The sequence below is a fragment of the Chromobacterium sphagni genome, assembly GCF_001855555.1.
Taxonomy (GTDB): domain Bacteria; phylum Pseudomonadota; class Gammaproteobacteria; order Burkholderiales; family Chromobacteriaceae; genus Chromobacterium; species Chromobacterium sphagni.
Window position 1 is genome coordinate 113,167 of record NZ_MKCT01000050.1, and the last position, 12,583, is coordinate 125,749.

The window sequence follows — 12,583 nt, forward strand, 5'->3', positions numbered from 1 at the left end:
GGAAACCGCCATGTTCAAGCGACGCGAATTTCTCAAGACCATGGGCGCCGGACTGATGGTGTCGGTGCTGCCCAACCTCAGTTGGGCGCTGGCGCCTGCCGGCTATCAACGGCTGCTGGTGCTGGTGGAGTTGAAAGGCGGCAACGACGGCCTCAACACCGTGGTGCCCTACGCCAGCGCCGATTACTACCGGCTGCGCCCCGGCATCGCCATCGCCCGCGAGCAGGTGTTGCAGCTGAACGGCGAGGTCGGCCTGAATCCAGCGCTGTCGCCGCTGATGCCGCTGTGGCAGGACCAGCAGCTGGCGCTATTGCAGGGCGTCGGTTACCCCGAGCCCAATCTATCGCACTTCCGCTCGATAGAAATCTGGGATACCGCCTCCGCCAGCCAGCAATACCTGAGCGAAGGCTGGCTGACCCGGCTGTTCCGCGAGCAGCCGACGCCGAAAAACTTCGCCGCCGACGGCGTGGTGCTGTCCAGCCAAGTGCTGGGGCCGCTGGACGGCGGCTCGCGCGCGGTGGTGCTGTCCAATCCGCAGGATTTCGCGCGCCAGGCCAAGCTGGTGGCCGACCAGCAGCCCGGCCACGCCGGCTCGGCGCTGGAGCACATCCTGAAAGTGGAAGGCGACATCCGCCAGGCCGCGGCCAGCCTGGCCCCGCTGCCGCGCACTGCCGCCAGCGAATCGCCGATGGCCGGACCCAAACCGAACGGCGGCTTCGGCCAGGCGGTGCGCACGCTCTCCGACACCCTGTCGCGCGGCGTAGACATCGCCGTCGCCCGCATCACCCTCACCGGCTTCGACACCCACGGCAACCAGCAGCCGGTGCAGGCGCGGCTGCTGGCCGAACTGGCCGACGGCCTGGCCCAGTTGCGCAGCGAGCTGAGCCAGCAAGGCCGCTGGGACGATACCCTGGTTCTCAGCTATGCCGAATTCGGCCGCCGCCCGCGCGAGAACGGTAACCGCGGCACCGACCACGGCACCGCCAGCGTCCACTTCGCCGCCGGCGGGCGGGTGCATGGCGGGCTATACGGCCAGACGCCGCAGCTGGCCGGCGTCAGCGACGGCAATCTGCAGCACGCGATAGATTTCCGCCAGGTCTACGCCACCGCGATAGACAGCTGGTGGGGCAAGGACAGCCGCAATGTGCTGGGCGGACGTTTCCGCCCGCTGCCGATACTCAAGGCCTGAGCCGCCCCAGCGCGCCGCCTCAATCGACGGGATAGGCCTCGGCGAAGTTGCGGCGGTAGATGGCCGGCAAGGTGCCGTCGCGCTTCATTTCCCGCAGCGCGCCGTCAAACGCGCGGAACAGCGGCTCCGGCACGCTGCCGCGGCTGAAAACGAAATAGGCGTCGCCGACATACCAGGACAGCGCCAGCGGCGCGACCGCCGGCTTGGCCGGCAAACCGCTCAAGATGCCGCGCGCCGCGTTGCCTGACGCCAGCAGCAGATCCACCCGCCCCAGCTGCAGCTTGCGCAGATTGCCCTCCAGCTCTCCTCCCACCTCCACACGGACATTGGCGGGCAGTGCCCGCAGCCATGCATCCAGCTGCGGGCCGAAGCTGTCGCCGCGCGTGATGCCCAGGGTCAGCGGCCCCAGTCTGCCGATATCCTCCAGACGGCGCACCTTCCAGCGGTCGACACGCTCGGCCCGGGCCCAGAAGCGGATGAAGGTGGGGCTGTAGCCGGAGGCGAACCAGGCGAACCGTTCGCGCGCGGGGGTTTTCAGCGCCTGCATCGCGATATCCAGCTGACCGGTCTGCAATTGCTGCAACGTGCGCGGCCAAGGCGTCTGGCGGTATTCCAAGGTGCAGCCCAGTCTTTGCGCCGCGGCGTTGAGCACCTCCACCGCATAGCCGGCCATCCGGCCCTGGGTGGTGCGGTAGTGGAATGGCGGCCACTGATCCCAACCCACGCTCAGCGGCCGCGGACACAGTCCGGCCGCCATCGCGGGCGCGCACAAAACGCATAGCCAGATCTCATGGCGGATTTTCAATGCCCCTCCCCTCGCGATGCCGGCGCGGCTGCCGGAACCGGTTTGTGGCTTAGCCGGTAGTTCTCTAGAATGTAGGATAGAATCAAATGGCCGACGCTTGACGGCCAGGCCGCGCTCGTCCCGAAAATATAGTCCGCTTAAAGAACGCAATCGCAGATGACCACTCCCGCCAGCGCGCAAAACAATCCTCCTACCCATCAGGCGGAAGACATTCCTCTGCCGCCGCCGGAAAACGAGATCAACCTGGCCAATCTGGCCATGCCTCTGGGCGAAACCATCCTCACGCTGAATATGGAAGGCGGCCCCATCTACGGCATCTTGCAGCGCAGCCGGGCGATGACCGCGCAATCCGACTATTTCCGCCTGCAATTCCGCGGCTACGCCCGCGCCGACGGCCAGCACTGGCAGATGTTGGAGGGGGACGACAACCGCTTCCACGCCGTGTACAACGTCGCCTGGATACGAGTGGATCGACCGAGCAAGACCGTCACCTTCGGCCCCAAGAGCGGGGTGAGCTGCAGCCCGGGCCTAGTGGGCAGCAATCTGGAAACCTATCTGTTCGCCAACATCATCGCCTGGGCCAAGGGCATCTATCCCGACTACGCGATCACCCCCGGCCTGGTCACCATGGGTCAGAGCAACTCCGAGGAAGAGCGGCTGCAGCGGCATGCCTTCTTCGCCACCCAGGGCTTCCAGTTCGAATGGCAGGACCCGGCCCAACGCAGCGCGCTGTACTTCAAGGACAAGGTGAACAAGCTGCTGGGCGTCTGGAACAAGGACGCGATCAAGGAGTTCGGCGGCGAAGACATGCTGAAGACGCTGGCCAACCAGGACGAGACCAGGGCGTCGATGCAGCAGAGGATAGACCAGCTGGAAGGCGCGCACGACAGCATCAAGCGTGCGCTGCAAAAAGAAAAAAGCACTTCGCAGATCCTGACCGGCGTGCTGGTGCTGGTGGCCATCCTGGCGCTGTGGGCCGTGCTGTAGACCTCAGCCCGGCCAAGCTTCAGAACGAGGCGCCGGCCCGCGCCGCCTGATCGTACACCCCGGCCAGCGCGCGCATCAGCTGGGCCACCTCCCCGATGGCCGGGTTGGCGATGCCGCCATCGCTCAGCGTCGGCATCAGACATTGCTCGCGTACCTGGCGGTAGCGCTCGCACAGCTCGCGCCCGCTGTTGGTGGTGGAAAACAGCACTTCCTTGCCGTTCTTCTCGCTGTGCACATACCCCATCTTCACCAGCTTCTTCAAGGCATAGGCCACCACATGGGTATCCTCCATGTTCAGCACGAAGCAAATGTCAGCCAGCTTCTTCTGCCGGCCGCGATGATTGACGTGATGCACCAGCAGCACCTCGGTCGGCGTCATGTCCTTTTCCCCGGCGGCGGCCATGCAACGCACCATCCAGCGGTGGAAGGCATTGTTCACCACTGTCAGGCTGAATTCGAACTCCGACAACTCAGGGCTGCGCTCCGACACCAGATGCTGTGAAGACACGATCTTCGGCAAATCATTCGTCATTGACATTCGTCTCCGGTTTCTCGAAATCCAAGGCCTTCCCATCCCTTTATTCTAATAAATTGACGAGAAATTATTAACATTGCATCATTACATTCAATTAACCCATAATCATAACTATATTCCCAAACCGCATTTCTTCAAAACCCGATGCCTACAGCCCTTCCCTCCTCCCCCTCGATACACTGGCTGGGCAGCCAGGCGCTGACGCTGGAAATGCCCCCGCCCGCCACCCTGGATTGCCAGCGCCGCATCTGGTGGCTGGCCCAGCAGCTGCAAGGCGGCGACGGCATACGCGAAATCGTGCCGGGCATGAACAACCTCACCGTGGAGCTGCACGCGGATTCGCCGCTCGCAGCCGCGTTGCCGGCCCGGCTGCGCAAGCTGTGGCAGCAAGCCGGACAGGCCGACATCCCGCAGCGGCAGGTGGAAATTCCGGTTTGCTACGGCGGCCGGCACGGCCCGGATCTGGACGAAGTGGCGCGTCACTGCGGACTTAGCTTGCGCCAGGTGGTGGACATGCATTGCGCAAGCGACTACACGGTTTTCTTCCTCGGCTTTCAGCCCGGCTTCGCCTACCTGGGCGGCCTGGCGTCCCGGCTGGCCACGCCGCGCCGCGCCGCGCCCAGAACCAAAGTACCGGCCGGCTCGGTGGCGATAGGCGGCAGCCAGACCGGCATCTATCCGGCCGCCTCACCCGGCGGCTGGCAAATCATAGGCCACAGCGACGTCGTATTGTTCGATCCCAACCGCCAGCCGCCCTGCAGCCTGCAGCCGGGCGACATCGTCCGCTTCGTCGCCATCGAGGAGCCCGCATGCTGGAAGTGATCAAGGCCGGACCGCAAACCACGGTGCAAGATCTGGGACGCTTCGGCGTCCGGCATCTCGGCGTCTGCCGCGCCGGCGCCATGGACACGCTGGCGCTGGGCATCGCCAACCGCCTGGTGGGCAATCACGCCAATACCGCCGCGCTGGAGATCACGCTGCCGCCGGCCAGCTTCCGCCTGCTGCGCGACGGCCAGCTGGCGCTGGCCGGAGCCGACTGTCTGGCCCTGCTCGACGGCGCGCCGGTATGGCCAGGCTGGCGCACCCGCTTTCATGCCGGACAGGTACTGCAGCTGCAAGCGCCGCGCTTCGGCATGCGCGCCTACCTGGCATTGGACGGCGGCATCGTGGCGGCGCGCCCGATGGGCTCGGCCAGCACCGACCTGATGGCCGGCTTCGGCGGCCTGGACGGGCGCGCGCTGCGCGACGGCGACCGGCTGCCGCTGGGCGAGCCCCAGCCGCCCGGACCGAGGATCGGCGTCTGGCTGCCCCGTCCCGGCAACCAGATCCGGGTCTGCCCCGGACCGGAGTTCCACTTGCTGCCCAAGCCGGCGCGCGAGCGCTTCTGGCATACGCGCTGGCGGGTGACGCCGCACAGCAACCGCATGGGCTATCGGCTGGCCGGCCCGCCGCTGCCCTCCGGGGAAGGCGGCAGCATGCTGTCCCACGGCGTGCTGCCCGGGCTGATCCAGTTGCCGCCGGACGGCCAGCCCATCGTGCTGATGGCCGACGCCCAGGCCACCGGCGGCTATCCCCGGCTGGGCATGGTGGTAGAGTCGGACCTGTGGCAGCTGGGGCAGGCCGCGCTGGGCAGCGAGCTGCATTTCATCCCGGCGGATCAGGACAGCGCCCGCCAGGCCCGCCAGCAATTGCTGCGCTATCAGAACCGCATCGAAAGGCTGCTGCATGCAAATTGACCTCAACGCCGACCTGGGAGAAGACTGCGGCGACGACGCCGCGCTGCTCGAGCACATCAGCTCGGCCAACATCGCCTGCGGCTGGCATGCCGGCAGCGCGGAAACCATGCTGCAGGTAGTGCGCATGGCGCTGCAACGCGGCGTCGCCATCGGCGCCCACCCCAGCTTTCCCGACCGCGACAACTTCGGCCGCAGCGAAATGCAGTTGTCGCCGGGAACCATCCGCGCCGGCTTCCTGTATCAACTGGGCGCGCTTGACGCCATCGTCCGCGCCGAGGGCGGCGCGATGCGCCACGTCAAACCACACGGCGCGCTGTACAACCAGGCTGCGCGCGACCCCGCGCTGGCCGCCGTCCTGGCCCGCGCCATCCGCGACTTCAACCCCGCCCTGCGGGTGGTGGGCCTGGCCGGCAGCCGCTTCCTCTCCGCCTGCCGCACCGAGGGGCTGGCCGTGTGGCAAGAGGCTTTCGCCGACCGCGGCTACCGCCCCGACGGCAGCCTGGTGCCGCGCGGCACGCCAGGCGACCTGCTGAACAACGCCGAGGCGATGCTGGCCCAGGTCGACGACCTGGTGCGACGGCAGCGGGTGCTCGCGGTCAACGGCGAAAGCGTGCCGCTGCGCGCCGACACCATCTGCCTGCACGGCGACGGTCCCCGCGCGGCGGAATTCGCCGACCGCCTGCGCCAGCACCTCGCCGCGCAAGGCGTCAAGGTGAGCGCAGGCAAATAGCAAGCGCCGCGCCAGGCGGCGGCAAGACCGCGACGCGGCCCAACCCAAGGAGACACCATGGATCAAGCTGTCAATCTGTGGCCGCTGCTAGGCATAGCGGTGGTCGTCGCAGGCTTCCTGCTGCGCTTCAATCCGCTGTTGGTGGTATGCGCCGCCGGCATCGTCACTGGCCTGGCCGCCGGCATGATGCCGCTGGCCATCCTCGCCAAGCTGGGCCAGGGCTTCATGAAAACCCGCAATCTCACCCTGATCCTACTGCTGGTGCTGCCGGTGGCCGGACTGATGGAAAGGCATGGCCTGCGCGAACAGGCCCGCGACTGGATACAGGGCATACGCAACGCCACCGCCAGTCGTCTGCTGATCGCCTACCTGCTGGTGCGCGAGTTGTCCGCCGCGCTCGGCCTCACCGGCCTGGGCGGCCACCCGCAGATGGTGCGTCCCATCCTGGCGCCGATGACCGAAGGCGCCTGGGAAAAACAGCACGGCGAGCTCAATCCGGCGCAACAGCAGCAGCTGCGCGCCATGTGCGCCGCCACCGACAATGTCGGCCTGTTCTTCGGCGAAGACATCTTCGTCGCCTTCGGCGCGGTGATCCTGATGCACACCTTCCTGCAAGAGAACGGCGTCGCCGCCGAGCCGCTGCACATCGCGCTATGGGGCATTCCCACCGCGTTGTTCGCCTTCATCATCCACGCCGCGCGGCTGATGCGGCTGGAGCGCCAGTTGCTGCGCCGTTCCGGCGCGGCGCCCAGGCTGAAGGAGCAGCACGCATGATCCTGCATGTCGATTACCTGTACTGGCTGGCCGGCGCGGCGCTACTGCTGGTGGCCGCCTACACGCTGGCCGACACCACCCACCCGCGCCGCTACGGCAGCGCCGCCTTCTGGGGACTGTTCGGCCTGCTGTTCCTGGCCGGCGACTGGCTGCCGGCCGAACTCTCCGGCATCATCGTGCTGGCCATCGTGCTGCTGGCCGGCCTGGGCCGTCTCGGCAGCGGCCACCATGTCGCCTTGCCGGCGCTCCGTTTACAGGACAGCCTGCAGAAGCTGGGCCGCAAGGTGTTTCTGCCCTCGCTGCTGGTGCCGTTGCTGACCGTGGCGCTCAGCCTGGCGGTCAAGGATATGAAACTGGCCGGCGCGCCGCTGTTCGACCCCAAGAACGTCACCCTGCTGGCACTGGGCGTTTCCTGCCTGGCCTCTTTCGCGCTGGCCTGCCGCCTGACCCGGGAAACGCCCGCCCAGGGCATGCGCGAAACCCACCGCTTGCTGGACTGCATGGGCTGGGCCGTGCTGCTGCCGCAGATGCTGGCGGTGCTGGGCCTGCTGTTTGCCGATGCCGGCGCCGGCAAGGCGGTGGCGCATATGGCCACCGGCTATCTAGCGCTGGACACCCGCTGGGTGGCGGTGCTGGCCTACGTGCTGGGGATGGCGCTGCTCACCATGATCATGGGCAATGCCTTCGCCGCCTTCCCGGTGATGACCGCCGGCATCGGCATTCCCTTCCTGCTGGGAATGCATCATGGCGACGCGGCGGTAATGGCGGCGATAGGCATGTTCTCCGGCTACTGCGGCACGCTGATGACGCCGATGGCGGCCAATTTCAACATCGTGCCGGTCGCCTTGCTGGAGCTGCCGGACAAGAACGCCGTGATCAAGGCCCAGGTGCCCACCGCGCTGCTGCTGCTGGCGGTCAACGCCGCGCTGATGAACTGGCTGATGTTCCGCTGAGGAGAACACAAGATGAAAACCGTACTGCTGACCGGTTTCGAGCCATTTGGCGGCGAAACCGTCAATCCGTCCTGGGAGGCCGCCCGCCGGCTGGATGGCGTGCAACTGGGCGGCGCGCGCATCGTCGCGCGCCAGTTGCCCTGCGTGTTCGGCGCGGCGCTTGCGGCGCTGGACGGCCATCTGGCCGAATTGCGGCCGGCCATGGTCATCGCCGTCGGCCAGGCCGGCGGCCGGGCGGATATCAGCGTGGAACGGGTGGCGATCAATATCGACGACGCCCGCATCGCCGACAACGCCGGCCAGCAACCGATAGACAGGTCCATCGCCGTGGACGGTCCGGCCGCCTACTTCTCCACGCTGCCGATCAAGGCCATCGTCGCCGGCTTGCGCGCCCGGGGCATCCCGGCCTCGGTATCGCAAACCGCCGGCACTTTCGTCTGCAACCATGTGATGTACGGCCTGCTGCACCGCCGCGGGCCGCGCGCCGGCTTCATCCATATTCCCTACCTGCCCGAGCAGGCGGCCCAGCATCCCGGCGCCCCCAGCATGAGCCTGGACGACTGCGTGGCGGCGCTCAAACTGGCGGTGGAGCTGGCGCTGGCCCACCGCCAGGATCTGGCCGTGGAGGGCGGCGCCACCCACTAGCGCCATCGGCGATGGCGGTTCGAGCCGCAACAGGCTTCCGGCATCGCCCGCCTGGCCAGAAGCTCATTCCGCCCTGCTGCGCCGCAACGGCTCGAACACCTGCCGGAACTGCTCGGCGATGCGCGGCCAGGCACGCTCCCGTCCCAGGTCCGCAGCCCGCTCTCCGCGTTCGGCCAGCAACTGCGGCTCATCCAGCAAACGCCCCAGTTCGCGCGCCAAGGCCTGGCAATCCCCCTGCGGATACACCGCGCCGTAGCCGCGCGACACCTCCTCGGCCTGGACGAAGGCATCCGAGCTGACCACGCTGCGCCCACAGGCGGCGGCCCAGGACAACACGCCGTGCCCCCCCCTGCGCCGACCCAGCCAAGCTGATTTCGGCGATGCGCGGCAAGGCAGCGCCAGCGCGTGATGCGACTGGACCAGCCTGGGAACCTGGCCTATCGGCACATTCAACCGCCATTCCAGCATCGACTCGCTCAGGCCCAACCGCCGGGCATGCTCCTTCAGCCGCTCCAGATCGCTGCCGGCGCGGCCAAGCACGGCCCCGCCCGCCAGGGTCAACTTCAGCTCCACAGGCAGCCTGGGCCGCGTTCTGCCTAGAATCGCCAGCGCGCGCAATAGATCCTCTATGCCTTTGCCGCGGGAGATAAAACCGAAATACAACAGCTTGAATGGGTGGACTGGCGGCAACGGCTCCGCCGGCAATGGCTGATTGCCATGCGCAATATGCAGCACCCGCCCCGACGGCAGCCGCATCTTTTGCGCCAGACACTGCGCCCCGCCAGCAGTCAGGGACACCAACCGTGACAATCTGGCAGCCAAGCTGCGCTCGCGCGCCAACAACAAAGGATCTGCCAGCAACGCGGCCATCAGGTACAGAGGGCGCGGCAAGCGTTCGGCCAGCGCCAGCGGCCCCGGCAAGCGCATCGGTCGCCACACCAGCCGCTCGGGATCGTGCGCGGTGGCGGTCAGCGGCAGATCGGGATGGTTCTCGGCCAGCCATTCCAGCGCCAGGAACTCGTTGCCGCCGCCCAGTTCGGCGTGCACCAAATCCACCGCTCCCCAATCCACTTTCTGCATTTTCCGGGCCAGCAGCAATGGATAGGGCGACAGCGTCTGGCCGCGCAGCGGAGTCGACACATCGACGCCGCCTACGCGCATCGCTTGGCTCCAGGCCTCGGCGTAATCGGCAATATCGTTTTGCTCCGGCGGCAGCGGCGCCAGCAGTGCAATGCACATCAGAATGCCCTCGTCAAACTGGCGGGTTGCGCCAGGATACGGCTAGGAGTATACGGACCGCCCGTTGCCACCGGCGCCGCGCGCGTCATCCGGCCGGACCTCGGCCATAGTGGTCGTCGAAACGGACGATATCGTCCTCGCCAAGGTAATCGCCGCTCTGCACTTCTATCATCACCAGCTCGATCACGCCCGGATTGGCCAGACGATGCCTTTTCCCTGCAGGGATGAAGGTGGATTGATTAGTGTGAACCAGCTTCTCGTCCTCGCCGTTGATTACCAGAGCGGTGCCACTGACCACGATCCAGTGCTCGCTGCGATGGTGATGCAATTGCAACGACAATGAAGCCCCTGCTCTGACCACAATACGCTTGATCTTGTAATGCGGGCTGTCCTCCAGCACCGTGTACTGGCCCCAGGGACGTTGCGAGGTGCGATGCAACAAATAGGCCGGGTGGCCGCGTCGCTTTAACTCCGCAGCGATGTTTCTCACCTCCTGGCTGCGGGTGCGGTCGGCTACCAGCAACGCGTCCGGCGTATCGATCACCAACAGATTGTCCACTCCCAGCGTCGCCACCAGCCGACCGCAGCTTTGCACGAAAGAATTATGGGTATCGTGAAGCAGCGTCTCGCCGCAACTGGCATTGCCGTTTTCGTCTTGCGGGTATTCTTTGGCTAAGCTGTCCCAGCTGCCAATATCGCTCCATCCCAACTCACACGGCACCACCGCCACTTCGCTCGATCTTTCCATCACGGCATAATCAATGGAAATATCGGCACAGCGGCTGAAACTGTCCCGATCCAGTTCGCGCTGGCGACGACCGGCGCCAACCAGGTCCGGACTGACCTCCAGGCACGCGGCGACGCTGGCAAGCACATCCGGCGCATGCCTGGCCAGTTCAGCGCGCATGGTTTCAGCGGCAAAACAGAACATGCCGCTATTCCACAAGAAACGGCCATCGGCCAGATAGCTGGCGGCGGTGGCGGCATCCGGCTTTTCGATGAAGCGCGCCACCCGGCAACCCAGCTGGGAAACGGCCTCTCCCTGTTCGATATAGCCGAAACCTGTTTCCGGCCTGCTGGGTTTCAAGCCAAAGGTGACAAGACGGCCTTGCTCAGCCAACGCTTGGGCGCGGGCCACCGCCTCGGCAAAAGCCACCTCGTCCTCCAGCAGATGATCAGCTGGCAACACCAACAACATCACGCGGCGTCCATCGCCACGCGACAGCACATCCAAGACAGCGGCGGCGATGGCGGGAGCGGTATTTCGGCCCACCGGCTCCAACAACATTTCCAGATCCAGGCCCCGTTCATTGACCTCCCCGTACTCCGCCAAGGTATGGAACATCACTTGCTGGCTGGTGATCACCATCATCCGCCGAACGCCAGGCAGCCGTGCCGCGCGCAGAAAAGTCTTTTGCAGCAAGCTCTGCTTGTCGGCCATCCGGATGAAAGGCTTGGGAAGCTCCTGACGCGAAACCGGCCATAAACGGGTACCGGCTCCGCCGGATATGATGCAGGGAATCAGCTCTGTCGTTTGCATGTTCGCCATCTCGATAGGTCGCCCGGTTCCCCGTTGAGCATCGCGCGCAGCACGATGCATCTGTCGAACCACGCTGGCCAGTTTCCTCTATGCGCTCCAGGTCAGACCCGACCCGTTATCATAACTAGTGTATAGGCTTCGCTTGATCACCGTTGATCTGAACATCCCGCCTGAATCAGCTACGCGCGTCATGGCGAATGCAGACATAAACACATGAACAGACGGGCCGGCATCCATGCAGCAAACAGAATGTGCATGCAGTGATCAAGCGGCCGCAGTCCGTCCATAGGCTCCTGCCATGCGGGAGTTAGCAGGTTTAAGGGGATGGTGTATCCGCGTTTCTGAATTATTTCTTGTTTCTATGGCTGTAGCCCAGCCAGCAAACATGAAAAAAGCCCGCGCAATGCAGGCCCGGCCATCTGCAGGAAAGCCGTCTAGACGTCGTCGCTGTCGGCCCAACCTTGCCGGTCGCCGCGATTGACCACCTTGTCGTCTGGAGCGATATCGCCGGCGCCCCACGGCTGCGCGTCCGCCAACTGCTGGTAAAGCGGCGTGAAGTCGGGCGCGGTGGCGTCGAATAATTGCTTGAAGCTGTCGATGACGAAATAGGTTTTCTGGAAGGTGTCTATCCGGTAGCGGGTATTCATGATGCGCAACAGATCGAAACCCACCCGGTTGGGGCTGGCGCTGTCAAGGCAATAGATCGACTCCGACTTGCTGGACAGGATGCCGGCGCCGTAGATGCGCGTGCCCTGCGGCGTATCGATCAGGCCGAACTCCACCGTGTACCAGTACAGGCGCGCCAGCATCGGCAACGCGCCCAGGCTCTTGGCCTTCATGCCGCCCTTGCCGTAGGCCTCCAGATAGTCGGCGAACACCGGGTTGATCAGTAGCGGCACATGGCCGAACAGGTCGTGGAACACGTCCGGCTCCTGCAGGTAATCCAGCTGGTGCGGCTCCCGCAGCCACCAGGTGACGGGGAAGCGGCGGTTAGCCAGGTGCTCGAAGAACACGTCGTCGGGAATCAGCCCCGGCACCGCGACAATCTTCCAGCCGGTGGCGGCCATCAACTGCCGGTTGAGCTTGTCGAAGTCCGGCACCCTATCGGCGTCCACGCCCAATTGCTCCAGACCCTGCAGGAACTCGTCGCAGGCGCGGCCCGGCAACAGCGCGCACTGGCGCTGGTAAAGCGTGGCCCAGGTGTCGTGGTCTTCCGCGCTGTAACGATCCAGCGGCTGCGGCAGCGTGTAATCGCTGGCGTCGTGACTCAGCCCCACATTCTTGCGGGTGGTGATGTCGGGCACGACAAAGTCGGCGCGGTCGTTCATTGCGGGGCTCCTGGAACTGTGGGTTATTTACTCTAGTTTAGCCCCTTGAACATGCGGGAAGACCGCATTATTTGCCTAAATTCCATAAATTTTGCATACTTGCCGCATTAAATGTCATATAG

The 12,583-nt window shown here is 65.4% G+C and carries 13 protein-coding genes; 8 read left to right on the plus strand and 5 right to left on the minus strand.

The genetic code is table 11. The features are described from left to right. Positions 1 to 10 precede the first annotated feature (10 nt). The gene (locus tag BI344_RS17040) at positions 11 to 1,189 is read left to right on the plus strand and encodes a DUF1501 domain-containing protein (protein WP_071114054.1); all 1,179 of its coding nucleotides are present in this window, start codon (positions 11 to 13) and stop codon (positions 1,187 to 1,189) included. Positions 1,190 to 1,208: 19 nt separating this feature from the next. On the opposite strand, the gene BI344_RS17045 is transcribed toward BI344_RS17040, so the two are convergent. Further along, on the minus strand, positions 1,209 to 1,994 hold the full coding sequence (locus tag BI344_RS17045) for a substrate-binding periplasmic protein (RefSeq protein WP_158021084.1): 786 nt from the start codon (positions 1,992 to 1,994) through the stop codon (positions 1,209 to 1,211). A 156-nt stretch (positions 1,995 to 2,150) separates the two neighbouring features. On the opposite strand from BI344_RS17045, the gene BI344_RS17050 reads away from it, so the two are divergent. Beyond that, positions 2,151 to 2,981 carry a hypothetical protein gene (locus BI344_RS17050; RefSeq protein ID WP_071114056.1) on the plus strand — a complete coding sequence of 277 codons (831 nt, stop codon included), beginning with the start codon at positions 2,151 to 2,153 and terminating at the stop codon, positions 2,979 to 2,981. A 19-nt stretch (positions 2,982 to 3,000) separates the two neighbouring features. Here the strand turns inward: BI344_RS17050 and BI344_RS17055 are convergent, their stop codons facing one another. Then, positions 3,001 to 3,513, minus strand: coding sequence for a winged helix DNA-binding protein (locus tag BI344_RS17055; RefSeq protein WP_071114057.1), 513 nt, complete (start codon positions 3,511 to 3,513; stop codon positions 3,001 to 3,003). Between the two features lie 147 nt (positions 3,514 to 3,660). Here BI344_RS17055 and pxpB point away from each other — a divergent pair, with 147 nt between their 5' ends. The 6 genes from pxpB to pcp are packed head-to-tail and all read left to right on the plus strand — an operon-like array spanning position 3,661 to position 8,354. Continuing rightward, a complete protein-coding gene (pxpB, locus tag BI344_RS17060) occupies positions 3,661 to 4,338 on the plus strand; it encodes a 5-oxoprolinase subunit PxpB (protein ID WP_071114058.1) in 678 nt (225 codons plus the stop codon). After that, entirely contained in the window at positions 4,326 to 5,252 is a 927-nt protein-coding gene (locus BI344_RS17065; protein WP_071114059.1) for a 5-oxoprolinase subunit C family protein, read from the plus strand. Before pxpB ends, BI344_RS17065 begins: the two co-directional genes overlap by 13 nt. Next, the gene (pxpA, locus tag BI344_RS17070; protein WP_071114060.1) at positions 5,242 to 5,982 is read left to right on the plus strand and encodes a 5-oxoprolinase subunit PxpA; all 741 of its coding nucleotides are present in this window, start codon (positions 5,242 to 5,244) and stop codon (positions 5,980 to 5,982) included. Before BI344_RS17065 ends, pxpA begins: the two co-directional genes overlap by 11 nt. A 57-nt stretch (positions 5,983 to 6,039) precedes the next feature. Then, on the plus strand, positions 6,040 to 6,756 hold the full coding sequence (locus BI344_RS17075) for a DUF969 domain-containing protein (RefSeq protein WP_071114061.1): 717 nt from the start codon (positions 6,040 to 6,042) through the stop codon (positions 6,754 to 6,756). Continuing rightward, positions 6,753 to 7,709: a DUF979 domain-containing protein gene (locus BI344_RS17080; RefSeq protein ID WP_071114062.1), complete on the plus strand. Its 957-nt coding sequence runs from the start codon at positions 6,753 to 6,755 to the stop codon at positions 7,707 to 7,709. The genes BI344_RS17075 and BI344_RS17080 overlap by 4 nt, the downstream gene beginning before the upstream one ends. A gap of 12 nt (positions 7,710 to 7,721) precedes the next feature. Beyond that, positions 7,722 to 8,354 carry a pyroglutamyl-peptidase I gene (pcp, locus tag BI344_RS17085; RefSeq protein ID WP_071114063.1) on the plus strand — a complete coding sequence of 211 codons (633 nt, stop codon included), beginning with the start codon at positions 7,722 to 7,724 and terminating at the stop codon, positions 8,352 to 8,354. A gap of 63 nt (positions 8,355 to 8,417) precedes the next feature. Here the strand turns inward: pcp and BI344_RS17090 are convergent, their stop codons facing one another. From BI344_RS17090 to phhA, 3 genes are all read right to left on the minus strand, one after another. Further along, complete coding sequence (locus BI344_RS17090; RefSeq protein WP_071114064.1) at positions 8,418 to 9,593, minus strand: glycosyltransferase; 1,176 nt, start codon at positions 9,591 to 9,593, stop codon at positions 8,418 to 8,420. Positions 9,594 to 9,678: 85 nt separating this feature from the next. Next, the gene (locus BI344_RS17095) at positions 9,679 to 11,133 is read right to left on the minus strand and encodes a mannose-1-phosphate guanylyltransferase/mannose-6-phosphate isomerase (protein ID WP_071114065.1); all 1,455 of its coding nucleotides are present in this window, start codon (positions 11,131 to 11,133) and stop codon (positions 9,679 to 9,681) included. A 434-nt stretch (positions 11,134 to 11,567) separates the two neighbouring features. Continuing rightward, positions 11,568 to 12,461, minus strand: a complete 894-nt coding sequence (gene phhA / locus BI344_RS17100) for a phenylalanine 4-monooxygenase (RefSeq protein WP_071114066.1) — start codon at positions 12,459 to 12,461, stop codon at positions 11,568 to 11,570. Positions 12,462 to 12,583: the final 122 nt, after the last annotated feature.

Coding starts and splice junctions, on each gene's coding strand:
- BI344_RS17040 (WP_071114054.1), top strand. CDS start 11: ATGTTCAAGCGACGCGAATTTCTCAAGACCATGGGCGCCGGACTGATG.
- BI344_RS17050 (WP_071114056.1), top strand. CDS start 2,151: ATGACCACTCCCGCCAGCGCGCAAAACAATCCTCCTACCCATCAGGCG.
- BI344_RS17055 (WP_071114057.1), bottom strand. CDS start 3,513: ATGACGAATGATTTGCCGAAGATCGTGTCTTCACAGCATCTGGTGTCG.
- pxpB (WP_071114058.1), top strand. CDS start 3,661: ATGCCTACAGCCCTTCCCTCCTCCCCCTCGATACACTGGCTGGGCAGC.
- BI344_RS17065 (WP_071114059.1), top strand. CDS start 4,326: ATGCTGGAAGTGATCAAGGCCGGACCGCAAACCACGGTGCAAGATCTG.
- pxpA (WP_071114060.1), top strand. CDS start 5,242: ATGCAAATTGACCTCAACGCCGACCTGGGAGAAGACTGCGGCGACGAC.
- BI344_RS17075 (WP_071114061.1), top strand. CDS start 6,040: ATGGATCAAGCTGTCAATCTGTGGCCGCTGCTAGGCATAGCGGTGGTC.
- BI344_RS17080 (WP_071114062.1), top strand. CDS start 6,753: ATGATCCTGCATGTCGATTACCTGTACTGGCTGGCCGGCGCGGCGCTA.
- pcp (WP_071114063.1), top strand. CDS start 7,722: ATGAAAACCGTACTGCTGACCGGTTTCGAGCCATTTGGCGGCGAAACC.
- BI344_RS17090 (WP_071114064.1), bottom strand. CDS start 9,593: ATGTGCATTGCACTGCTGGCGCCGCTGCCGCCGGAGCAAAACGATATT.
- BI344_RS17095 (WP_071114065.1), bottom strand. CDS start 11,133: ATGCAAACGACAGAGCTGATTCCCTGCATCATATCCGGCGGAGCCGGT.
- phhA (WP_071114066.1), bottom strand. CDS start 12,461: ATGAACGACCGCGCCGACTTTGTCGTGCCCGACATCACCACCCGCAAG.